19 protein-coding genes are annotated in these 22,198 nt (G+C 73.0%); 17 read left to right on the top strand and 2 right to left on the bottom strand.

Annotation, left to right across the window (positions count from 1 at the left end):
- A partial coding sequence (gene ftsY, locus MCM47_RS25785) for a signal recognition particle-docking protein FtsY (protein ID WP_238864063.1) occupies positions 1-1,020 on the top strand: 1,020 nt, incomplete at its 5' end.
- Positions 1,021-1,195: 175 nt separating this feature from the next.
- Here the strand turns inward: ftsY and MCM47_RS25780 are convergent.
- Complete coding sequence (locus tag MCM47_RS25780) at positions 1,196-1,870, bottom strand: bifunctional DNA primase/polymerase (RefSeq protein ID WP_238864062.1); 675 nt, start codon at positions 1,868-1,870, stop codon at positions 1,196-1,198.
- Positions 1,871-2,493: 623 nt separating this feature from the next.
- On the opposite strand from MCM47_RS25780, the gene MCM47_RS25775 reads away from it, so the two are divergent.
- The 6 genes from MCM47_RS25775 (at position 2,494) to MCM47_RS25750 (ending at position 11,312) form a co-directional block, all read left to right on the top strand.
- Positions 2,494-3,948: a hypothetical protein gene (locus MCM47_RS25775; RefSeq protein WP_238864061.1), complete on the top strand. Its 1,455-nt coding sequence runs from the start codon at positions 2,494-2,496 to the stop codon at positions 3,946-3,948.
- A 398-nt stretch (positions 3,949-4,346) separates the two neighbouring features.
- Positions 4,347-5,774, top strand: coding sequence for an ammonium transporter (locus MCM47_RS25770; RefSeq protein ID WP_238864060.1), 1,428 nt, complete (start codon positions 4,347-4,349; stop codon positions 5,772-5,774).
- Positions 5,774-6,112 carry a P-II family nitrogen regulator gene (locus MCM47_RS25765; protein WP_238864059.1) on the top strand — a complete coding sequence of 113 codons (339 nt, stop codon included), beginning with the start codon at positions 5,774-5,776 and terminating at the stop codon, positions 6,110-6,112. Before MCM47_RS25770 ends, MCM47_RS25765 begins: the two co-directional genes overlap by 1 nt.
- A 134-nt stretch (positions 6,113-6,246) precedes the next feature.
- Complete coding sequence (locus MCM47_RS25760) at positions 6,247-8,805, top strand: [protein-PII] uridylyltransferase (RefSeq protein WP_238864058.1); 2,559 nt, start codon at positions 6,247-6,249, stop codon at positions 8,803-8,805.
- A 296-nt stretch (positions 8,806-9,101) separates the two neighbouring features.
- Positions 9,102-10,664 (top strand): signal recognition particle protein, encoded by a 1,563-nt coding sequence (ffh, locus tag MCM47_RS25755; protein WP_238864091.1) that lies wholly within the window; start codon positions 9,102-9,104, stop codon positions 10,662-10,664.
- A 105-nt stretch (positions 10,665-10,769) separates the two neighbouring features.
- A complete protein-coding gene (locus MCM47_RS25750) occupies positions 10,770-11,312 on the top strand; it encodes a GNAT family N-acetyltransferase (protein ID WP_238864057.1) in 543 nt (180 codons plus the stop codon).
- Between the two features lie 189 nt (positions 11,313-11,501).
- On the opposite strand, the gene MCM47_RS25745 is transcribed toward MCM47_RS25750, so the two are convergent.
- Positions 11,502-12,326, bottom strand: a complete 825-nt coding sequence (locus MCM47_RS25745) for a class I SAM-dependent methyltransferase (RefSeq protein ID WP_374209204.1) — start codon at positions 12,324-12,326, stop codon at positions 11,502-11,504.
- 212 nt (positions 12,327-12,538) lie between these two features.
- Between MCM47_RS25745 and proS the strand changes: the two genes are divergently transcribed.
- The 10 genes from proS to lepB (MCM47_RS25695) all read left to right on the top strand — a co-directional run bounded on the left by proS (position 12,539) and on the right by lepB (MCM47_RS25695) (position 22,175).
- The gene (proS, locus tag MCM47_RS25740; protein WP_238864056.1) at positions 12,539-13,951 is read left to right on the top strand and encodes a proline--tRNA ligase; all 1,413 of its coding nucleotides are present in this window, start codon (positions 12,539-12,541) and stop codon (positions 13,949-13,951) included.
- A gap of 823 nt (positions 13,952-14,774) precedes the next feature.
- On the top strand, positions 14,775-15,353 hold the full coding sequence (locus MCM47_RS25735; RefSeq protein ID WP_148642772.1) for a hypothetical protein: 579 nt from the start codon (positions 14,775-14,777) through the stop codon (positions 15,351-15,353).
- A gap of 420 nt (positions 15,354-15,773) precedes the next feature.
- A complete protein-coding gene (gene rpsP / locus MCM47_RS25730) occupies positions 15,774-16,202 on the top strand; it encodes a 30S ribosomal protein S16 (RefSeq protein ID WP_196946892.1) in 429 nt (142 codons plus the stop codon).
- A 2-nt stretch (positions 16,203-16,204) separates the two neighbouring features.
- Positions 16,205-16,444: an RNA-binding protein gene (locus MCM47_RS25725; RefSeq protein ID WP_030306741.1), complete on the top strand. Its 240-nt coding sequence runs from the start codon at positions 16,205-16,207 to the stop codon at positions 16,442-16,444.
- A 301-nt stretch (positions 16,445-16,745) separates the two neighbouring features.
- Positions 16,746-17,384: a ribosome maturation factor RimM gene (gene rimM, locus MCM47_RS25720; RefSeq protein ID WP_238864055.1), complete on the top strand. Its 639-nt coding sequence runs from the start codon at positions 16,746-16,748 to the stop codon at positions 17,382-17,384.
- A 125-nt stretch (positions 17,385-17,509) separates the two neighbouring features.
- Positions 17,510-18,328, top strand: a complete 819-nt coding sequence (gene trmD / locus MCM47_RS25715) for a tRNA (guanosine(37)-N1)-methyltransferase TrmD (protein ID WP_238864089.1) — start codon at positions 17,510-17,512, stop codon at positions 18,326-18,328.
- Positions 18,329-18,482: 154 nt separating this feature from the next.
- Positions 18,483-18,833 carry a 50S ribosomal protein L19 gene (gene rplS / locus MCM47_RS25710; protein WP_063347674.1) on the top strand — a complete coding sequence of 117 codons (351 nt, stop codon included), beginning with the start codon at positions 18,483-18,485 and terminating at the stop codon, positions 18,831-18,833.
- A 380-nt stretch (positions 18,834-19,213) separates the two neighbouring features.
- Positions 19,214-19,966, top strand: coding sequence for a signal peptidase I (lepB, locus tag MCM47_RS25705; RefSeq protein ID WP_238864054.1), 753 nt, complete (start codon positions 19,214-19,216; stop codon positions 19,964-19,966).
- Positions 19,950-20,930 (top strand): signal peptidase I, encoded by a 981-nt coding sequence (gene lepB / locus MCM47_RS25700; RefSeq protein WP_238864088.1) that lies wholly within the window; start codon positions 19,950-19,952, stop codon positions 20,928-20,930. The genes lepB (MCM47_RS25705) and lepB (MCM47_RS25700) overlap by 17 nt, the downstream gene beginning before the upstream one ends.
- A gap of 246 nt (positions 20,931-21,176) precedes the next feature.
- Positions 21,177-22,175 carry a signal peptidase I gene (gene lepB, locus MCM47_RS25695; protein ID WP_238864053.1) on the top strand — a complete coding sequence of 333 codons (999 nt, stop codon included), beginning with the start codon at positions 21,177-21,179 and terminating at the stop codon, positions 22,173-22,175.
- The last annotated feature ends 23 nt before the right edge of the window (positions 22,176-22,198 follow it).

Below are 22,198 nucleotides of genomic sequence, written 5' to 3'. Positions count from 1 at the left end.
CCCCGCCGCACCGTCGAGGAGGTGGAGCTTCCCGAGGCCGAGGCCGTGACCGTCCCCGAGACGGTCGAGGAGGAGGCCCCGGCCCTCGAAGTCCCCGAGCCCACCGCCGGCCGGCTCGTCCGGCTGCGGTCCCGGCTCTCGCGTTCGCAGAACTCGCTCGGCAAGGGCCTGCTCTCGCTGCTCTCGCGGGAGCACCTGGACGAGGACACCTGGGAGGAGATCGAGGAGACCCTGCTCACCGCCGACGTCGGCGTGGCCCCCACCCAGGAGCTGGTCGAGCGGCTCCGCACCCGGGTGAAGGTGCTCGGCACCCGCACCCCGGAGGAGCTGCGCGGGCTGCTGCGCGAGGAGCTCGTCGAGCTGATCGGCAAGGACGCCGACCGCACCGTCCACTCCACCAAGCACCAGGAGGGCCCGGCGGTCGTCCTGGTCGTCGGCGTCAACGGCGTCGGCAAGACCACCACCACCGGCAAGCTGGCCCGGGTGCTGGTGGCCGACGGGCGCAAGGTGGTGCTCGGCGCGGCCGACACCTTCCGTGCCGCCGCCGCGGACCAGCTGCAGACCTGGGGCGAGCGGGTCGGCGCGCGGACCGTGCGCGGCCCCGAGGGCGGCGACCCGGCCTCGATCGCGTTCGACGCGGTCAAGGAGGGCATCGCCGAGGGCGCCGACACCGTCCTGGTCGACACCGCCGGCCGGCTGCACACCAAGACCGGCCTGATGGACGAGCTGGGCAAGGTCAAGCGGGTCGTCGAGAAGCACGGCCCGGTGGACGAGGTGCTGCTGGTGCTGGACGCCACCACCGGTCAGAACGGGCTGATCCAGGCCCGGGTCTTCGCCGAGGTGGTCGACATCACCGGCATCGTGCTGACCAAGCTGGACGGCACGGCGAAGGGCGGCATCGTGGTCGCGGTCCAGCGCGAGCTGGGCGTGCCGGTCAAGCTGATCGGTCTCGGCGAGGGCGCGGACGACCTGGCGCCGTTCGAGCCGGGTGCCTTCGTGGACGCGCTGATCGGGGACTGAGCCCCGGCCGTCACCGGTGAAAGGGTCCGCTCCGCGAGGGGCGGGCCCTTCGTCGTACCCGCTGCCGTACGGCGGGGTAGCCCGGGACCGCGCCGGGAGCCGCGCCGTCGGGCGAGGGGCGAGCGGGTGGGCCGCCCCGGAGCCGCGCCGTCGGGCGAGGGGCGAGCGGGCGAGCCTACGACGCGAGCCAGGCGGGTTCGGCGGTGCGCTCGCGGCCGCGGTGACAGGCGTAGGCGAGGGTGCCGAGGAGCAGCCGGGCCTCGGGCGGGCAGCCGGCGTTGTCGCGGGTGGGGCGGCGCAGCCAGCGGACCGGGCCGAGTCCGCCGAGCACGGTGGGCGGGGCGGCGACGTAGCTGCCCTCGCCGTGGCAGGTGAGGTCGAGGGCGGCGTCGTCCCAGCCCATCCGGTACAGCAGGTCGGGCAGCCGGCGGGCGGTGCCGGCGGCGACCAGGAACTGCAGCCGGCCGGTGGGCGCGGCCAGCACCGGCCCGACCTGGGTGCCCATCCGCTCCAGTCGGACCAGGGCCTGCAGGCCGGCCTGCTCGGGGACGTCCAGGACGTCGAAGGCCCGGCCGGTGGGGAACAGCACCGGGACGTCGGCGCCGGACCGGCCGGCGGGCTCGTCGCCGGGGACGGGGTGCAGGCCGGGGGCGGCGCAGCGGGGGGCGCCGCACCGGCAGCGGGCCGGGTCGCCGGTCGGCGCGGCCGGGGTGCCGACGGCGACCGCCCAGCCCCAGCGGCCGGTGTACTCCGCGGCAGCCTGGGACGCGGTGACCCGGGTGCGGCGGCGCACCCCCAGCGGGGCCAACCGCAGGTGCCCCAGTCGAAGTTCGCCGAACAGGTTGTCCATGCCTCCCCCAACAGGTTCTCGTTGCCGATGGTTACGGGACGGTGACTTTGTGTTGATTGTCCGTTGCGTGGTGCGTTGTGCGGTGGCGGCGCGCAGCGCGTGGCGTGCGCCTGTTGCAGTGGTGTGCCTCGGGCGCCCCTTGTGGCGGGCGGGGCCGATGCCGGATCGTCGTGTGCGCGAGGCGGTCGTCGATCAGGGCGGGCGGCGAACTCGCCGGTGGCTGCTGTGGGTTGCCGTGCTGAGCCGGATGCCGGTGGGGACTTGGCGGCCCGCATATGCCGGACCGTCGGGACTACCTAGTGAAGCGTGTGCGGACTTGCTTCGGTTCACTCCTGGGGGTGGCGAAAGGTGGCGTTTCGCCAGGGCCGCTCCCCCGGGTCCCGTGCGGGGCACTACGTTCAGCACACGGACGTCGTCGGAGAGTCCGCTCCGAGCCCAAGGGGGGCGGAAGTTGAGGAAACTGACGCAGCGTCCGCGACGATGGCACACCAGTGCGACCAGCGGTTCGAATGTGCGGTTCCGACCGCACCTCAGGTACGGCACGTCTGGCAAGAGCCCGCAACCGTCGGGCGGTCACGATCGGGGCCCCGGAGCAGGGGCCGGGCGGGATGGGGACGTTACCCATGGCAGAGAAGCAACCCAATGAGAAGCTGACCACGTGGTTCGCCCGCAGTGGCTGGTCCAAGGGGGAGTTGGCCCGCCAGGTCAACCGCCGGGCCCGTCAGATCGGCGCCCACCACGTCTCCACCGACACCTCCCGGGTGCGCCGCTGGTTGGACGGCGAGCAGCCCCGCGAGCCGATCCCGAAGATCATGTCGGAGCTGTTCTCGGAGCGCTTCGGTTCGGTGGTCTCCATCGAGGACCTCGGGTTGCGGGCCGCCGTCCCGGTCTCCACCGTCGGCGGCGGCGTCGACCTGCCCTGGAGTGCGCCCCAGACCGTCCAGCTGATCAGCGACTACTCGCGCAGCGACCTGATGCTCAACCGGCGCGGCTTCCTGGGCACCTCGCTCGCCCTGACGGCCGGCGCCGCGCTGATCGAGCCGATGCAGCGCTGGCTCGCCCCCGGTCCGACCGGCGCACCCACCCCGATCCTGGCCGCGGCCAACGGCGGCGAGGCGTTCACCGGGCGGCTGTCCGAGCCCGAGCTGGAACTGTTGGAGCAGACCACGGTCATGTTCCGGCAGTGGGACGCCCAGAACGGCGGCGGCCTGCGCCGCAAGGCCGTCGTCGGCCAGCTCCACGAGGTCACCGACCTGCTCCAGGAGTCCTACCCCGAGGCGACCACCAAGCGGCTGTTCCGGCTCACCGCCGAGCTGGCCCACCTGGCCGGCTGGATGTCGTACGACGTGGGCATGCACCCGAGCGCGCAGAAGTACTACGTGCTGGCGCTGCACGCGGCCAAGGAGGCCGGCGACCGACCGTTCGGCGCCCTGATCCTCACCGACATGAGCCGCCAGATGATCCACCTCAACCGGGGCGAGGACGCCCTGGAGCTGATCCACCTGGCCCAGTACGGCAGCCGGGACACCGCCACCCCGCGCCAGCAGTCGCTGCTCTACGCGATGGAGGCGCGCGCCTACGCCACCATCGGCGAGGTCAACCGCTGCGCCCGGGCGGTCCGGCTGGCCGAGGACACCTTCACCGACATCCGCGAGGGCGACGGCGACCCGGACTGGCTGAAGTTCTTCTCGCCGGCCGAGCTGAACGCCGAGAACGCGCACTCCTTCCGCGACCTCGCCTACCACTCCGACAACGCCGCGCTGTACGCCTCGATGTCGGCCCCGGTGATGGAGCGCGCGGTCGACCTCTTCCGCCAGGACGGCGACCACGTCCGCTCCTACGCCTTCAACCTGATCGGCATGGCCAGCGTCCACCTGCTGCAGAACGAGGCGGAGCAGGCCGCGGTGATGGCCGAGCAGGCGGTGGACATCGCCGGCAAGGTCCGCTCGGAGCGGCTGAACTCCCGGGTGCGCAAGACCACCGAGGCCGCCGCGGCCCGGTTCAAGGGCGTGGACGCGGTGAGCCGGCTCCAGGAGCGGGTGGTCCAGGACATCCCGGAGTACGTCTCGGTGGTCTGATTCCGGCCCTCCCGGATTCCCCTCCGGCCCGGCCCTCCGCTCTCCCCGCCCCGCCGGCCCGGCCCTCCGCGCTCCCCGCCCCGCCGACCGTGCCGGCCGCCGCCGCCACGGTCGGCGGCCGTTCCCGGCCGTTCCCGGGGTGGCCGTCGCCGCCACGTTCGGTGTCCGGCACCGCACTGCGCGTGCCGGGCGGCGGAACGGTAACCCATCCGGCGCCGCGGCGTGGCCGTGGTTCACGCAGGTGTAACCCTGCCGTCGCCGCCGTCACGGCCGTGAAACAACGGGCCGCATCGGCGGAAACCAGCCTTCGGCACTCTCCTTCTCATCGCCGACACCCCGGGGTGGCACGGGACAGGTAACCCGGGTGTGGAGCGGCTTCCATTCATGAGGAGACGCCGATGCCGGACGGCTTCAGCGCGGGCGATACCGCCTTCGTGCTCATTTGTGCGGCCCTGGTCATGGTGATGACCCCGGGCCTGGCCTTCTTCTACGGAGGCATGGTCAGGGCGAAGAGCACGCTCAACATGCTGGCGATGAGCTTCCTGTCGCTGGGCATCGTCAGCGTGCTCTGGGTCCTCTACGGGTACTCGCTCAGCTTCGGTCCCGACTCGGGAGCCGGCCTGATCGGCAACCTGGACTACCTGGGGATGCGCGGCATCGGCCTGAACGACCTCTCCGGGACGATCCCGGTCACCGCGTTCTCCGCCTTCCAGCTGATGTTCGCGATCATCACCCCGGCGCTGATCAGCGGCGCCGTCGCGGACCGGGCCAAGTTCACCGCCTGGGGCCTGTTCATCGCCCTCTGGGTGACCGTCGTGTACTTCCCGGTGGCGCACTGGGTCTTCTTCTTCGACGGCGGGAACGGCGGCTGGCTCGGCGACCGCAACGGCGTGATCGACTTCGCCGGCGGCACCGCCGTGCACATCAACGCGGGCGTGGCCGGCCTGGCGCTCTGCCTGGTCCTCGGCAAGCGGGTGGGGTTCAGGAAGGACCCGATGCGCCCGCACAGCCTGCCGCTGGTGATGCTCGGCTCCGGGCTGCTCTGGTTCGGCTGGTTCGGCTTCAACGCCGGCTCGGCGCTTGCCGCCAACGGTGTCGCCGCGATGGCGCTGGTCAACACCCAGGTGGCCACGGGGGCCGCGCTGGTCGGCTGGCTGATCTACGAGAAGCTCCGGCACGGCGCGTTCACGACGCTGGGCGCCGCCTCCGGCGCGGTGGCCGGCCTGGTCGCGATCACCCCGGCCTGCGGCTCGGTCAGCCCGCTCGGCGCGGTGGCGATCGGCCTGATCGCGGGCGCCGTCTGCGCCGCGGCGATCAGCCTCAAGTACCGCTTCGGCTTCGACGACTCGCTCGACGTGGTCGGCGTGCACGCCGTCGGCGGCGCGATCGGCTCGCTGCTGGTCGGCCTCTTCGCCACCGGCACCGTCGGCCAGACCGCCAAGGGCCTGTTCTACGGCGGCGGCCTGGAGCAGCTCGGCAAGCAGGCGATGGGCGTGGCCGTGGTCGCCGTCTACTCCTTCGTGCTCTCCTGGCTGCTCGCCAAGGGGATCGACCGGACGGTCGGCTTCCGCGTCGCCGAGGAGGTCGAGGTGGCCGGCATCGACCAGGCCGAGCACGCCGAGTCCGCGTACGACTTCAGCGCGGTGGGCGCCGGTCTGGCCCGTACCGCCGTGGCCCCGGCCGCGGCCGTGGTCGCCGCCCCGACCGCGTCCGCGACCACCGCCGGCGAGCCCGCCGCCGCTGCCGGCAGCGCGGCGACGGGCACCGCGAAGAGCACGGCGACCAGCACCGCGAAGAACACCGAGAAGACCGAGGTCGACGCCTGATGAAGCTCATCACCGCAGTCATCAAGCCGCACCGCCTGGACGACGTGAAGGCCGCCCTGCAGGCCTTCGGGGTGCACGGCCTGACCGTGACCGAGGCCAGCGGCTACGGCCGCCAGCGCGGCCACACGGAGGTCTACCGGGGTGCGGAGTACACCGTGGACCTGGTGCCCAAGATCAGAGTCGAGGTCCTGGTCGAGGACGACGACGCCGATCAGCTGATCGACGTACTGGTGAAGGCGGCCAGGACCGGCAAGATCGGCGACGGCAAGGTCTGGAGCATCCCGGTCGACACGGCCGTCCGGGTGCGGACCGGTGAGCGCGGCCCCGACGCCCTCTAGCCGCCCGAGGCCCTCCCTCTAGCATTCAGCTCGATCGACCCGCAGGCGGGCCTGCGACCACCCCTGGTCGCAGGTCCGCTGACGGCGTATCAGCGCCGATCGCTCAACCGTACGACGACGGACGGGGACTCCGCATGGCCACCGAAACCGACCCGCCCTTCCCGCTCGCCGACGGACCGGGTGCGTCGCCCGGTCGCCGGCCGGAGTGCGAGGAGCTCCCCGACTACGGCGCCGCCCGGGCCCGGCTGCTGCAGCGGCCCGACCTCACCGGGAGCGCCCGCCGCACCGCCCTGGCCGCGCTCACCGACGACTGGCTGGGCGGCCTGCTCGCCGCGGCCGGTGCCCCGGCCGGCGTGGCCCTGGTCGCCGTCGGCGGCTACGGGCGCGGCGAGCTCTCCCCGCGCAGCGACCTCGACGTCCTGCTGCTGCACGACGGCCCGCTCGACCCGGAGCTGCCCGAGCGGATCTGGTACCCGGTCTGGGACTCCGGCGCCGCGCTCGACCACGCGGTGCGCACCCCCGCCGAGGCCCGCGCGGTCGCCGCCGCCGACCTCAAGGCACAGCTGGGCCTGCTGGACGCCCGGCACGTCGCGGGCGACCCGGCGCTCACCGCCGGGCTGCGCTCCGCCGTCCTGGCCGACTGGCGCGCCGGCGCCGCCGACCGCCTGCCGGAGCTGCGCGAGCTCGGCCGGGAGCGGGCCGAGCGCCACGGCGAACTGTCCTTCCTGCTGGAGCCGGACCTCAAGGAGGCCCGCGGCGGCCTGCGGGACGTCGTCGCGCTCAACGCGATCGCCGCCACCTGGCTGGCCGACGCCCCGCGGGACGGCCTGGACGCCGCCGCGCTGCGGCTCGCCGACGTCCGGGACGCGCTGCACCTGGCCACCGGCCGGGCCACCGAGCGGCTCAGCCTCCAGGACCAGGACCAGGTCGCCGAGCGGCTCGGCGTGCTGGACGCCGACACCCTGCTGCGCCAGGTCTACGAGGCCGCCCGCACCATCGCCTACGCGAGTGACGTCACCTGGCGGGCGGTGGACCGGGTGCTGGCGGCCCGAGCCGGTCGCGGCCGCCGGATGTCCCGGCTCGCCTTCCCGTTCACCGGCGCCGGGCGCGGCGCCGGGGCGGTCGCCCGGGGCGCGGTGGAGCGCCGCCCGCTCGCCGAGGGCGTCGTCGAGCAGGACGGCGAGGCGGTGCTGGCCCAGGGCGCCCGGCCGGCCGCCGACCCGGTGCTGCCGTTGCGCGCCGCGGCCGCCGCGGCCCAGAACGGGCTGACCATCTCCTACGCGACCGTGCGCCGGCTGGCCGCCGAGTGCCGCCCGCTGCCGGTGCCCTGGCCGGACGAGGCGCGCGAGCAACTGGTCACCCTGCTCGGCGCGGGCGAGGCCTGCCTGCCGGTCTGGGAGGCGCTGGAGGCGGAGGGACTGATCACCCGGCTGCTGCCGGACTGGGAACGGGTCCGCTGCCGGCCGCAGCGCAACGCGGTGCACCGCTGGACGGTGGACCGGCACCTGGTGGAGACGGCGGTGCGGGCCGCCGCGATGACCCGCCGGGTGGCCCGGCCGGACCTGCTGCTGGTGGCCGCGCTGCTGCACGACATCGGCAAGGGCTGGCCCGGTGACCACAGCGAGGCCGGCGAGGTGATCGTCCGTGACGTGGCGGTCCGGATGGGCTTCGACCGGGAGTCGGTGGAGACGCTGGCGATGCTGGTCCGCCACCACCTCACCCTGGTGGACACCGCGACCCGGCGGGACCCGGACGACCCGGCCACCGTGGAGGCGATCACCAAGGTGGTGGCCACCCTGCCGCAGCTGGAGCTGCTGCACGCGCTGACCGAGGCCGACGCCACCGCCACCGGTCCGGCCGCGTGGAGCCGCTGGCGGGCCTCGCTGGTGGACGGGCTGACCGCCCGCGCCGCCGCCCAGCTGGCCGGCGGCCACCCGCTGCCGGCCTCCGGCAGCGGCCATCAGGAGGAGCCGACCGCCGAGCAGGAGCGGTTGGCGGTCGAGGCCGCCCGGACCGGCGGGCCGGCGCTCTCGTTGCTGGCCCAGGCCGAGGTGTCGGCCCGGGCGGAGGCTCCGGCCTGGGCCGGGGAGGGCGCGGCGGCGCCGGGCGCGGGGGAGGAGGGGCCGGAGCCGATGGGCGTCCGGCTGACCCTCGCCGTCCCCGACCGGCCGGGTCTGCTCGGCACCGTCGCCGGGGTGCTGGCGCTGCACCGGCTGACGGTCCGCTCGGCCGGCCTGCGCGAGCTGGACCCGATCGGTGCCGGTCCGGTCCTGCTGCTGTCCTGGACGGTGGCCGCCGAGTTCGGTGAGCTGCCGGAGGCGGCCCGGCTCCGGGCCGACCTGCGGCGGGCGCTGGAGGGTTCGCTGGACGTGTCGCGCCGGCTCGCCGAGCGCGACGCGGCCACCCCGCGCCGCCGCGGCATCCCCACCCCGCCGCCGCTGGTCGCGGTGGCCCCGGCGGTGGCCTCGGCCACGGCGACGGTGCTGGAGGTGCGCGCCCACGACGCGCCGGGCCTGCTGCACCGGATCGGACGGGCACTGGACGGTGCCGGCGTCCGGGTGCGGACCGCGCACGTCAGCACCCTCGGGGCGGACGCCGTCGACTCCTTCTACCTGACCGACGACGCGGGCCGCCCGCTCAGCCCGCAGCGGGCCGGGGAGGTGGCGGCCGCGGTGCGGGCGGCGCTGGGCTGAGCCCGGGGATGTGCGGGGCGCCCGGGGCCCAGGGGCGCCCGGGCCTCGCCGGGCGTTGCGGGGTTCGCCTTGCCCGGGTTTGCGTTGCCCGGGTTCGCGTTGCCGGGCGCGCGTCGCCCGGGAGCACGCCGTGGGCCGCCGTGCGAGGCCGTGCGTGGGCCGTGGCGGGCTCTGACGGGCTCTGACGGGCTGTGGTGCGGCGTCCGCCCAGGGGTGGAGACCGTTCCCGGGACGGCCGGATACCCTTGGGGGCGACGACCGTACCGATACCGATGCCGCAGAGGACCCGCGACGACGTGTTCGACACCCTTTCCGATCGCCTCGCAGCGACGTTCAAGAACCTCCGGGGCAAGGGCCGCCTCAGCGAGGCGGACATCGACGCCACCACCCGCGAGATCCGCATCGCGCTGCTGGAGGCGGACGTCGCGCTGCCGGTCGTGCGGGCCTTCATCAAACAGGTCAAGGAGCGCGCCCTCGGTTCCGAGGTCTCCGGCGCGCTGAATCCGGCCCAGCAGATCGTCAAGATCGTCAACGAGGAGCTCATCGCCATCCTCGGTGGCGAGACCCGCCGGGTGAAGTTCGCCAAGAACGGCCCGACGGTGATCATGCTCGCCGGCCTCCAGGGTGCCGGTAAGACCACCCTCGCGGGCAAGCTCGGCCACTGGCTGAAGAAGCAGAAGCACACCCCGCTGCTGGTCGCCTGCGACCTCCAGCGCCCCAACGCCGTCAACCAGCTGCAGGTCGTCGCCGAGCGCGCGGGCGTGGCCTTCTACGGCCCGCAGCCGGGCAACGGCGTCGGCGACCCGGTGCAGGTCGCCCGCGACTCGATCGAGTACGCGAAGCAGAAGCAGTACGACGTCGTCGTCGTCGACACCGCCGGCCGCCTCGGCATCGACGCCGAGCTGATGCAGCAGGCCGCCGACATCCGGGCCGCGGTGAACCCGGACGAGGTCCTGTTCGTCGTCGACGCGATGATCGGCCAGGACGCGGTCACCACCGCCCAGGCCTTCCTCGACGGCGTCGACTTCACCGGTGTGGTGCTCTCCAAGCTCGACGGCGACGCCCGCGGTGGTGCCGCGCTGTCCGTCGCGCACGTCACCGGTCGGCAGATCATGTTCGCCTCCAACGGCGAGAAGGTCGACGACTTCGACGCCTTCCACCCCGACCGGATGGCCTCGCGCATCCTCGGCATGGGCGACGTGCTCTCGCTGATCGAGAAGGCCGAGCAGACCTTCTCACAGGCCGAGGCCGAGAAGATCGCCTCCAAGCTGCAGGGCGGCGGCAAGGACTTCACCCTCGACGACTTCCTGGCCCAGCTGGAGCAGGTCCGCAAGATGGGCTCGATCTCCAAGCTGCTGGGCATGCTGCCCGGGATGGGCCAGATCCGCGAGCAGATCAACAACATCGACGACAAGGACGTCGACCGGGTCGGCGCCATCATCAAGTCGATGACCCCGGCCGAGCGGACCGACCCGAAGATCATCAACGGCTCGCGCCGCCTGCGCATCGCCAAGGGTTCCGGCGTCCAGGTCGGCGAGGTCAACAACCTGGTCGAGCGGTTCTTCGAGGCCCGCAAGATGATGTCCGCGATGGCCTCCGGCAAGGGCATCCCGGGCATGCCGGGGATCCCGGGCATGGGCGGCGGTTCGAAGAAGTCCGCCAAGAAGGCCCCGGTGGCCAAGGGCAAGCGCAAGAGCGGCAACCCGCTGAAGCGGGCCCAGGAGGAGGCCGCCGCCGCCGAGCGCCGCGCCCTCGGTGCCGGCCACGGCCCGGCCCAGGACGGCGGCGCCTTCGGTCTCGGCGCAGGAAAGGGCCCGGCCGACTTCGAGCTCCCCAAGGAGTTCAAGGACCTGCTGTAAGTCCGCTGCCCGCGGGTCCCGAGGCCCTCGGTCCGGGGCCCCGTGCCGGCCCCCGCTCCCCACGCGCGGCCCGCCGCCCGGTCCCCCGGGCGGCGGGCCGTTCGCATGTCCGATGATGGTGGGGTGAGAGTGACGATCAGGGCCCCGCGGGCCGGGGACGAGGCGGCGTACTCCGAGGCGGTCCGGCGGTCCGCCGAACACATCGGACAGTGGAACCCGGTCGAGCCGGACGGACTCCCGGACCTCCTGGAGCGGCAGGGGGCGGGCCTGCGGACATTCCTGATCATCGATCAGGAGACCGGCGGGATCGTCGGCAAGGTGAACGTCGCCAACATCGTCATGGGCCGGTTCTGCAACGCATCGCTCGGTTACGACTCCTACCTGCCGTTCGCCGGCACCGGCCGGATGACCGAGGGCGTCCGCCTGGTGGTCGACTGCTGCTTCGCCCCGCAGACCGCCGGCGGTCTTGGGCTGCACCGGCTGGAGATCAACGTGCAGCCGGAGAACCAGCGTTCGATCGGGCTCGCGAAGCGCCTGGGCTTCCGGCACGAGGGGTTCACGCCCCGGATGCTCTTCCTGGGAGGTGCCTGGCGGGACCACGAACGGTTCGCGCTGACCGCGGAGGAGTGGCCGGGCGCCGGGGCGTAGCCGGGCTCGGCGGGGCCCGGACGGTAGGTGGCCGGTGGGTGTGGCCGCCGTGCCCGGGGGAGTGTGGTCGTCGGGCCTGCGCGGGTGTGACCGCCGTGCCCGGGTGAACGTGGCCGTTGGGCCTGCGCGGGTGTGACCGCCGGGTCGGGTACGGGCGTCGGTCCTCTCGGGGCGGGCGCTCCTGCGCGGTCAGCGCGGCTGCTCGGCCACCAGGTACCGGAAGACGTTCTCCATCCGCACCGAGCCGTCCTGGCGCAGGTACGGGTGCAGCGCCTCCTCCAGTTCCTTCGCCACCAGCGGCAGCCCGGAGAACTCCGCCGCGGCGTCGTACAGGCCGGTGGAGAGCAGTCCGCGCACCGCACTGTCGAGGTCCGGGTAGGCGAACGGGCAGCCCACCCGGCCGCTGCCGGCCGGGCGCAGGCCCGCCGGTGCGAGCAGGTCCTCCAGGGCGCCGGGCGTGCTCAGCGCGAACGGGTCGCGCGCGGTGGTGCGCCCGGCCATCCGGCGCGCCACGTCCAGCACGGCCGCGCTCTCGCACCGCTCGGGCGGCCCCCACGCGGCCAGCACCACGTGCCCGCCGCGGAGCGTCAGCCGGGCCGCCTCGGCGACCACGCGCCCCGGTTCGGCGGCCCCCGGCAGCTGCTCGAAAACGGTGACCAGCGAATGGGCCGAGCGGGGGACCTCCGGCGCCGGCCGCAGGCCCGCGCCGACCTTCAGCCGCCGGCCCCGGGCCAGCTCCCGAAGCTCGTCCTGAGGCTCCAGGCCGGCGACCTGAGCACCCCGCTCGGCGGCCAGCAGCAGGGCCAGGCCGGACCGGCAGCCCAGACCCAGGACGCTGGTCGCCGGGCCGACCTCCAGCCGGTCGTAGACCGCCTCGTAGAGCGGTACCAGCATGCGTTCCTGGATCTCCGCCCAGTCGCGCGCCCGCTCGGGCCACGCGGTCGCGGGCAGCGGGTCGTGCGGTCGTGCGCCCGCGGGTCGTACGGTCGTGCCGGTCGTCCGAGCTGAAGCCATCGCGGCCTCCCATCCGGTCCTTCGGTGTGCTGCTACGGCTCCCCCAAAGTCCCGCCCCACTCCAGCGAACAGCGGCTCGGGCGCGGCGTCCAGAGGGGTGCAGGGTGGTGCGCGCGTGTCGCGGTCGTGCGCCCCCTGGCGGGCGGCCCGCCGGCGGCCCCTGAGGGCATCCGATTCGAAGTCAGGGCCCCGCTCCCCGTACCATTCGCCCCATGGCAAAGGCACCCGTTCTCACCCCCCAGGCGGACGACTTCCCGCGCTGGTACCAGGACCTCATCAACAAGGCCGAGCTGGCCGACAACGGTCCGGTGCGCGGCACCATGGTCATCCGACCGTACGGCTACGGCCTGTGGGAGCGGATGCAGCAGGAGATGGACGCGCGGATCAAGAAGGCCGGCGCGCAGAACGCGTACTTCCCGATGTTCATCCCGCAGTCCTACCTGACCAAGGAGGCCGAGCACGTCGAGGGCTTCGCCCCCGAGCTCGCGGTGGTCACCCACGGCGGCGGCAAGCAGCTGGAGGAGCCGGTCGTCGTCCGGCCCACCTCCGAGACGATCATCAACGAGTACTTCTCCAAGTGGGTGCAGAGCCACCGCGACCTGCCCCTGCTGATCAACCAGTGGGCCAACGTGGTCCGCTGGGAGCTGCGCCCGCGCGTCTTCCTGCGCACCACCGAGTTCCTCTGGCAGGAGGGCCACACCGCCCACGCCACCTACGAGGACGCCCGTGACTACGCGTCGATGATCCACACCCGGGTCTACGGCGACTTCATGACCAACGTGCTCGGCATCGACGTCGTGCTCGGCCGCAAGACCGCCAAGGAGCGTTTCGCCGGCGCCATCAACACCCTCACCCTGGAGGGCATGATGGGCGACGGCAAGGCGCTGCAGATGGGCACCAGCCACGAGCTGGGCCAGAACTTCGCCAAGGCGTTCAACACCACGTACCAGCTCCAGGGCGCCGAGCGCGAGTACGTCTGGCAGACCTCCTGGGGCGTCTCGACCCGCATGCTCGGCGGTCTGATCATGTCCCACGGCGACGACAACGGCCTGCGCGTCCCGCCGCGCCTGGCCGCCGTCCAGGCCGTCGTCCTCGCCATCAAGGGCGACGACGCGGTGATCGCCAAGGTCCGCGAGATCGGCGCACAGCTGGAGGCCGCCGGCATCCGGGTGGTCGTCGACGACCGCACCGACACCCCGTTCGGCCGCCGCGCGGTCGACTGGGAGCTCAAGGGCGTGCCGCTGCGCATCGAGGTCGGCCCGCGCGACCTGGAGAACGGCACCGCGATGCTCGCCCGCCGGATCCCCGGCGGCAAGGAGCCGGTCTCGATCGACACCCTGGCCGCGCTGCTCCCGGGCGTCCTGGAGGAGGACCAGGCGCTGCTCCTGCGCCAGTCCCGCGAGCGCCGCGAGGCCCGCACCGTCGACGTGAAGACCATCGGCGAGGCCGTCGAGGCCGCGGCCACCGGCTGGGGCCGGATCTCCTGGGCCGAGCTGGGCCCGGAGGGCGAGGCCAAGCTGGCCGAGCAGGGCGTCTCCGTGCGGTGCATCGTGGCCGCCGACGGCTCGGTGCCGCAGGCGGACGACCAGGAGGGCAACATCGCCATCGTGGCGCGCGCGTACTGACGCGCGGCGGCCCACCGGCCCGGACGCCCCTGACGCCGCCGTGCGCGGCCCGGGGGCGTCCGGTCCCGTTTCAGGGGCCCTCCGGGTGCTTCCGGGTGCTTCCGGGCGCTTCGGGGGCGCGCCGGGGGGCCGGGGGGAGCCGGGGCCGGGGGGAGCCGAGGGAAGCCCGCCCGGGCGTCTGGGGCCTTCGAAGCCGCCCTGGGTGGTCTCGAACCCTCCTGGGTGGTCCATGGGCGTATGGGCGGCCGGGGTCGCGCCGAGGTCGTTCCCGCGGCTTCGGCGGCGCTCCTTCGGCGGGTGCTCGTTCGGCAGATGCTCGGGAGGGGGGCCTTCGGGTGCGTTCGGGGGCTTCCGGGGCGCTTTTGAGCGCTTTCGGCCGTGTCACAGTGCTGTCCCGGCCGCGTCTTCGAGGTGTCGTACCGGTGTCGCAAACGGACCGGTACTGGTGAGTATGGACAGGCGACGACATCGGCCGTCCGGAATTCGGCTCGTAACCGTCCAGGGGTCGTCTCGTATGGCGGCATACCTACTGGCCGGTCAACTGCCGGTATTAACGGAATAGCGGTACGGTGTACGGCCCGTGGCCCTGTCAACTCGACAGGATCATGGGTCGTACGTACGTCCTGGGGGCGACAGCCCGTTCCCGGACGGAAATGACGAGGCTCGCCGAGTTGCGACGGGCCCAAACCGGCAGGGGGTTGGTCTTGCGTCAGATCCGGAACGCGCGAATTGCGCGCACTCGTACATTCCTGAGAGTTTCCTGGGAATTCCCGGAGATCGGGAACGCGCGGAACATCGGCTCTCACTCCATCGTTGGTCTAGCGTGAGCACGACACAGCCCCTCGTCCTCGCGGCCGAACTGGCCGCCGCCTGGAGCGACATCCAGGCCTTCCACCAGGACCTTCCCGACCTCGCCTCGCCCGAGGCGCTGATCGGTGAGTCCTCCTCGGCCTGTGGCACGCGGCTCGGTTTCGAGCGGCTCCTCCACGAGGCTGCCCATGGTCTGGCCGCGGCCCGGGACATCCGGGACACCTCGCGGGCCGGCCGCTACCACAACCGGCGCTTCCTGCTCCTCGCCTCCGAGCTGGGCCTGGCCCACCCGGTCGAACCGCACGCCAGCAGCGGCTTCTCCCAGGTGACCATGCTCAAGGAGACGCGGGAGCGGTACGCGGAGACCATCGAACGCCTGGACCGGGCCCTCGGCGCCCATCAGGAGGCGGTGGCCGGTGACGGTGCCACCCGGGCCTTCCGGGGGCCGGCGGCCCGGCACGGCTCCTCCGGGGGCGGCGTCCGGGTCAAGGCGGTGTGCGGTTGCGGGCGCAACGTCCGCGTCGTTCCGTCGGTGCTCGCGCAGGCGTCCATCGTCTGCGGCGCGTGCCAGCAGCCCTTCAAGATCGCCTGAGGGCGGTAGCAATCGCCTGAGGGCGATAGCAGCGGTACCGGCCGACAGCTGTGCGGGCAGCGGTCCGGTCGGAACGGCCGCCGGTGGTGACCGGCGGTGTCGACCGTCGGCTTCGGCCGGCGCGGATCGACTTCGGACGTGTGGACGGACGGCGCGGGCGGCGGATGCGTCGCGCGTGCCGGTACGCGGAGGACACGCCGGGCGTGTTCGGGCTGACCGGGAGCGGGGGCTCCCGGTCGGACCTGCGAAGGCCCGGTGAAGGCTGTCGCCGCCGATATGGCAGAATGGACAGCTGAGTACTCGGCAGCCGAGCAGGACCCCTCTCTCCTACGGCTGGCGTGTCCCTTGAACGGCCCGCCCCGCAACCCCACGCGACGGCGAGGCTGCTCACCCACGTCAACACCAGGAGAATCCACTCCCGTGGCAGTCAAGATCAAGCTCAAGCGTCTCGGCAAGATTCGCTCCCCGCACTACCGCATCGTCGTCGCCGACGCCCGCACCAAGCGTGACGGCCGCGCGATCGAGGAGATCGGCATCTACCAGCCGACCTACAACCCCTCGAAGATCGAGGTCGACAGCGACCGCGCCCAGTACTGGCTGTCCGTCGGCGCCCAGCCGACCGAGCCGGTGCTCGCCATCCTCAAGCTGACCGGCGACTGGCAGAAGTTCAAGGGCCTGCCGGCTCCGGAGCCGCTGAAGGTCGCCGAGCCGAAGGTCGAGGACTTCTCGCACCTGTTCGCGAAGGCCGTCGCCGGCTTCGAGGACGCCACCACCGGTGTCGCCATCACCCCGAAGGCCAAGAAGTCGGACAAGGCCGAGGCTGAGGCCGACGCCGCCGCCGAGGCCTGATCGTGATCGAGGACGCCCTCGACCACCTGGTGAAGGGCATCGTCGAGCACCCCGACGAGGTGCAGGTGCGTTCGCGCAACCTGCGCCGGGGCAACACCATCGAGGTGCGGGTGCACCCCGATGATCTCGGCAAGGTGATCGGCCGGGGCGGCCGCACGGCGCGCGCACTGCGCACCGTGGTCGGCGCCCTCGGCGGTCGCAACGTCCGGGTCGACCTGGTCGACGTGGACAGCATTCGCTGACGCCGCTGCTCGTTCAGCCGTCAGGGCTTGAGGCCGACCGGGACGCATGCGTCCCGGTCGGCCTTCTCCGTTTCGCACCGTTCCTCGCACCGTTTCCGAGGTCCGAGGTCCGAGGTCCGAGGTCCGAAGTCCGAGGTCCGAAGTCCGAAGACCGAAGAGCACTGCAGGCGCCACGGGTCCTGCAGCGCCGGAGCGACACCGCCGCACTGCATTCCCGCAGCACTGCGACACCGGTAGCACTGCATTCCCGCAGCCACGTACTACTCCGCACCCACAGCACCGATCCAGGAGAACGATCACCGTGCAGCTCGTCGTCGGCAAGATCGGCCGCGCCCACGGCATCAGGGGGGACGTCAGCGTCGAGGTCCGCACCGACGAGCCGGAGCTCCGGCTCGGCCCGGGCGCCGTCCTGCTCACCGACCCCGCGTCGGCCGGGCCGCTGACCGTCGAGTCCGGCAAGGTGCACAGCGGCCGGCTGCTGCTGCGTTTCGCCGGCGTCAAGGACCGCAACGCCGCCGAGGCACTGCGCGGCACCATCCTGATCGCCGAGGTCGACCCGGAGGAGCGCCCGGAGGACCCGGAGGAGTACTACGACCACCAGCTGATCGGCCTGGACGTGGTGCTGCTCGACGGCACCCCGGTCGGTGAGCTGACCGAGGTGGTCCACCTGCCCTATCAGGACCTGCTGACGGTGAAGAAGCCGGACGGGACGGAGGTCCTGGTGCCGTTCGTCAGCCGCATCGTGCCGACCGTCGACCTGGAGAACCAGCGGGCGGTGCTCGACCCGCCGCCCGGCCTGATCGACCCGGAGGAGGCCGAGGTCGCGCGTGGCGCGTCCGAGGGCTCGGGCGAGTCGGAGGGCGAGGAGGGCGCGGAGGGCGTCGACGGCGCGGAGCCCGCCGAGGGCTCGGCGGAGTCCGGGGCGGAGGGGTCGGCGTGAGCGCCATCGAAGCCGCGCCGGGCGCCGAGGGCCTGCCGGGCGCACCGGGTGCGTCGAGTGCGTCGGACCCGACCGCAGCGCCGGGCGCGTCGGGTGCCTCGGGCGCGGCGGCCGTCCAGGACGGTATGCGGATAGACGTCGTCACGATCTTCCCCGAGTACCTGGAGCCGCTGAACATCTCGCTGGTCGGCAAGGCCCGCGCCCGGGGCCAGCTCGACGTGCACGTCCACGACCTGCGCGACTGGACGTACGACGTCCACCGGACCGTGGACGACAGCCCGTACGGCGGCGGCCCCGGCATGGTGATGAAGCCGGAGCCGTGGGGCGAGGCCCTGGACGCGGTGATCGGCAAGGGGCCGGCGGGTGAGGTGCCCACGCTGGTGGTGCCCACCCCCAGCGGTCGTCCGTTCACCCAGGAACTGGCGCAGGAGCTCGCCGGCCGCCCGTGGCTGACCTTCACCCCCGCCCGCTACGAGGGCATCGACCGCCGGGTGATCGAGGAGGCCGCCACCCGGATGCCGGTGGTCGAGGCGTCGATCGGCGACTACGTGCTGGCCGGCGGCGAGGTCGCCGTCCTGGTGATGGTCGAGGCGATCGCCCGGCTGCTGCCCGGTGTGCTCGGCAACGCCGAGTCGCACCGCGACGACTCCTTCGCGCCGGGGGCGATGGCCGATCTGCTGGAGGGCCCGGTCTACACGAAGCCCGCCGAGTGGCGCGGCCGGACGGTGCCCGACGTCCTGCTCAGCGGCAACCACGGCCGGATCGCCCGCTGGCGGCGCGAACAGGCTTTCGCCCGAACCCTGGCGAACCGCCCCGACCTGGTCGCACGATGGCAGTACGGCGCCTTCGACAAGAAGGAGCGCGAGGCGCTCAGCATCCTCGGGCTCGCCTGGGACGAGGACCTCGGCCGATTTCGGTCCGTGGCCGATGGTGTGGAAGAATAGGCCGCTGCTGTCTGTCGCTGGGCTCCTCCCGTAGGGGTCACGTGGACCGGTGCCCCCGCCACGGGGGGATCACCGCCATCCGATGCGGCCCGCAGCAGACCCCATTGTGACGAACTTCCGTGGGCGGCCCGTGGCGCCTGCGATGGAGAGCAACATGAGCAACAAGCTCGCTGCTGTCGACGCGGCCTCGCTGCGTAGCGACATCCCGGCCTTCCGCGCCGGTGACACCCTGAAGGTCCACGTCCGGGTCATCGAGGGCAACCGCTCCCGTGTCCAGGTCTTCCAGGGCGTCGTCATCCGCCGCCACGGCGCCGGTGTCGGCGAGACCTTCACCGTTCGCAAGGTCAGCTTCAACGTCGGCGTGGAGCGCACCTTCCCGGTGCACACCCCGGTCGTCGAGAAGATCGAGGTCGTGACCCGCGGTGCCGTTCGCCGCGCCAAGCTGTACTACCTGCGTGACCTCCGCGGCAAGGCCGCGAAGATCAAGGAGAAGCGCGACCGCTGATCCACCGTCTCCCGGCCTCGCCGGGGGATCGGATCGCTCTGGGGAGCGCGGCTGCCGCAAGGTAAGCTCAGCCTCCGATGAGCACGCACGAACCATCCGCGGACCGCGACGGCCGTCCCGCACCCACCGGTGCGGACTTGCCGCCGCGGTCCGCGGCCGTTTCCGGGGAGCTCGATGAGCCCGGAACGGCCCGGCGGCCGGGTCGTGCCGGCGAGGTGGACGCGGCCCGCGAGGCGAAAGGCGCCGGGGAGCCCGGGCGGGCCGGGGCCTCGGAGCGGGCCGGGGCTTCGGAGCGGGCCGGGGCTTCGGAGCGGGCCGGGGCTTCGGAGGCGCCGGGTGACTCCGGGAAACCGGAAGAGCCCGTGGAGCCCGTCGCGTCCGTGGAGCCCGCAGAGCCCGCAGAGCCCGCAGAGCCCGAAGCCGCCGAAGAGGTACTCCGGTCCCGTTCGTGGTCGCGCTCGCGCTCGCGTGACCTGCTGCTGCTCGCGGGGATCTGCCTGCTCACCCTGCTGCTGGTGAACGCCTTCGTGGCGAGGCCGTTCTCGGTGCCCTCCGCCTCGATGGAGAACAGCCTGCGCTCGGGTGACCGGCTGATCGCGAACAAGCTCGCCTACGCCTTCGGGGACCACCCCGAGCGCGGCGACGTCGTGGTCTTCGACGGGACCGGTTCCTTTCGTCGCGGACCGGCCGAGCCGACCGGTTTCGGGGATGCGCTGCGCGCGTTCGCCCAGGACCTGGGCCTAGCCCCGGCCGGCGACTCCGTGTACGTCAAGCGGGTCATCGGTGTCGGAGGCGACCGGGTGACCAGCACCGGCCCGGGCGGACGGATCACCGTCAACGGCGTGCCGATCGACGAATCCTCCTATCTGGCGCCCGGGGACGAGCCGTCGAACGTGGCCTTCGACGTCGTCGTTCCGGCCGGAAAGCTCTTCGTGATGGGTGACCACCGGAGCGCCTCCCGTGACTCGCGTGACCACCTGGGCGAGCCCGGTGGTGGCTTCGTCCCGGAGGGCAGGGTGATCGGCCGGGCGGACTGGGTGGTCTACCCGATCGGCCACTGGGCCGGCGGCCTGGACCGGCCGTCGGCGTTCGCAGCGGCAGGGGGGACCGGTGGCCATGGGGACCAGAGGTAGAGGACGCGTTGCGGACCGCCCCGCCGATCGCTCCGCGGCCCGCTCCACCGCCGGCCCCGCCCGTCCGGCCGGGCGGCCGGCTACCGGGGGCCCGGCCGACGCGGAGGTGGCGATACCCGTCCGCGGCAGGGCCGATCGGCGCCGCACCGCGCGCCGGGCGGCACGTCGCCGCAGGCGCTCGCTGCTTCGCGAGCTCCCGCTGATCGTCTTCGTCGCGCTGCTGGTGGCACTGGTGATGAAGACGTTCCTGGTGCAGGTCTTCGTGATCCCCTCCGGGTCGATGGAGCAGACCATCCAGATCGGGGACCGGGTGCTGGTGGACAAGTTCACCCCCTGGTTCGGTGCCGAGCCGGAGCGCGGCGACGTCGTGGTGTTCAAGGACCCGGGGGGCTGGCTCGAGTCCGACCACCAGCCGTCCACCGACGGACCGGTGCTGCGCGGAGCCAAACAGGTCCTCACCTTCGTCGGGCTGCTGCCCTCCGACAGCGAGCAGGATCTGATCAAGCGTGTGATCGGTGTCGGTGGGGACACCGTGGAGTGCTGCGACGACCAGGGCCGCGTCAGCGTGAACGGCACCCCGATCGACGAGCCGTACCTGGCGGTCGGCAATCCGCCCTCCCGGCAGCCCTTCAAGGTCAAGGTCCCGCAGGGGCGGCTCTGGGTCATGGGCGACCACCGGGACGTGTCCGCGGACTCCCGCTTCCACATGGGGAATCCGGGGCAGGGCACGATCCCGCTGAGCGGCGTGGTCGGCCGCGCTTTCACGATCGTCTGGCCGGTGAGCCGGATCGATCAACTTGACGCGCCGGGTTCACTCTCCAAGCTGGCCAAGGCCCCGCAGGCCCGCGGCGTCGCGCCGGATTCGCCGGGCGCGAGGCCGGTTCCGATGGAACCTCCGCTCGTTATGGGTGTGTTGGGCATCCTTCCGCTCGTCGGCCGTCGGCCGGGGCGGCGACCGGCCTAGCCCGGACCGGTCCGGAGACCGGCCGGGCCGCGCGTGTGGGAGCGCGAGCCGGATGCCCGGGAGTGATAGAGAAGTCCTGATGCGGCCGGTACCCGACAACGGTCGCGTCCGACGGCTGTGCTGGTGTCAGGTTTCGCCCCGAAGGCGGCCTTGGGGCATTCACGGTCGGTGATGGAAGTGTGGTGCCCGCTGTGCGGCACTGTGAGCGCGGGCGCGCGGGCGTCCGCACAGCAGGGAGGAGACGTTGTGGGGGATTTGGTGATCGGCGCCCGCTCAGGCGCCGGAGAGCCCGAGGGCTCCGGCGGCCGGGCGACCCGGTCCACGGGGTCCGCGGTGCCCTCGTCCGCCGAGGACGCGGCGGCCCAGTCCGCCGACGAACAGGGCAACGGCACGGGTGACGCCCCCGACGGTCTCCGCGGAGAGGGCTTCCTGGAGGACAGTCCGGAGAAGCCGGCGGACAAGGAGCGCAAGCCGCGCTCCTTCTGGAAGGAGCTGCCGATCCTGATCGGCATCGCCCTCGTCCTGGCGCTCGTGATCAAGACCTTCTTCGTCCAGGCGTTCTCCATTCCCTCGGAGTCGATGCAGAACACGCTTCAGGTCGGCGACCGCGTGCTGGTGGACAAGCTGACGCCGTGGTTCGGTGCCGAGCCGGAGCGCGGCGAGGTCGTGGTGTTCAAGGACCCGGGCGGCTGGCTCGCGGACGAGCCCACCAAGCAGAGCGGCAACTCCTTCGTCCGCGGCATCCAGGACGTGCTCAGCTTCGTCGGCCTGATGCCCTCCGACAACGAGAAGGACCTGATCAAGCGCGTCATCGCGGTCGGCGGGGACACCGTCGAGTGCGAGGGCGACGGTCCGGTCAAGGTCAACGGGATCGCGCTCAACGAGCCGTACGTCTACCCCGGCAACACGCCCTGCCAGATGAAGGACTTCGGCCCGGTGAAGGTGCCGGAGGGCCGGATCTGGGTGATGGGCGACCACCGCGGCGACTCGCTGGACTCCCGCTTCCACATGGACCAGCCGGGCGGCGGCACCGTCTCGGTGGACGACGTGATCGGCCGCGCGTTCGTGGTGGCCTGGCCGCTGAACCGCTGGGCCACGCTCCCGGTGCCGGAGACCTTCGACCAGAAGGGCCTGGCGGCGGCCGTGCCGCTGGTGCCGCCCACGGCCGGTGCGGTCGGCGCCGTCGCCCTGCTCCCGGTGGTGCGCCGACTGCGGGACCGCGCGGAGCGCGGGAAGCAGCCCTGACCCCGGCCGGGGAGCCCCGAGGT

Origin of the sequence: Kitasatospora sp. A2-31 (assembly GCF_022288725.1) — a bacterium.
Lineage (GTDB): Bacteria > Actinomycetota > Actinomycetes > Streptomycetales > Streptomycetaceae > Kitasatospora.
This window is presented reverse-complemented; position numbering and strand designations above follow the sequence as displayed.

Coding starts and splice junctions, on each gene's coding strand:
- MCM47_RS25780 (WP_238864062.1), bottom strand. CDS start 1,870: ATGGACAACCTGTTCGGCGAACTTCGACTGGGGCACCTGCGGTTGGCC.
- MCM47_RS25775 (WP_238864061.1), top strand. CDS start 2,494: ATGGCAGAGAAGCAACCCAATGAGAAGCTGACCACGTGGTTCGCCCGC.
- MCM47_RS25770 (WP_238864060.1), top strand. CDS start 4,347: ATGCCGGACGGCTTCAGCGCGGGCGATACCGCCTTCGTGCTCATTTGT.
- MCM47_RS25765 (WP_238864059.1), top strand. CDS start 5,774: ATGAAGCTCATCACCGCAGTCATCAAGCCGCACCGCCTGGACGACGTG.
- MCM47_RS25760 (WP_238864058.1), top strand. CDS start 6,247: ATGGCCACCGAAACCGACCCGCCCTTCCCGCTCGCCGACGGACCGGGT.
- MCM47_RS25750 (WP_238864057.1), top strand. CDS start 10,770: ATGTCCGATGATGGTGGGGTGAGAGTGACGATCAGGGCCCCGCGGGCC.
- MCM47_RS25745 (WP_374209204.1), bottom strand. CDS start 12,326: ATGGCTTCAGCTCGGACGACCGGCACGACCGTACGACCCGCGGGCGCA.
- proS (WP_238864056.1), top strand. CDS start 12,539: ATGGCAAAGGCACCCGTTCTCACCCCCCAGGCGGACGACTTCCCGCGC.
- trmD (WP_238864089.1), top strand. CDS start 17,510: ATGCGGATAGACGTCGTCACGATCTTCCCCGAGTACCTGGAGCCGCTG.
- rplS (WP_063347674.1), top strand. CDS start 18,483: ATGAGCAACAAGCTCGCTGCTGTCGACGCGGCCTCGCTGCGTAGCGAC.
- lepB (WP_238864088.1), top strand. CDS start 19,950: ATGGGGACCAGAGGTAGAGGACGCGTTGCGGACCGCCCCGCCGATCGC.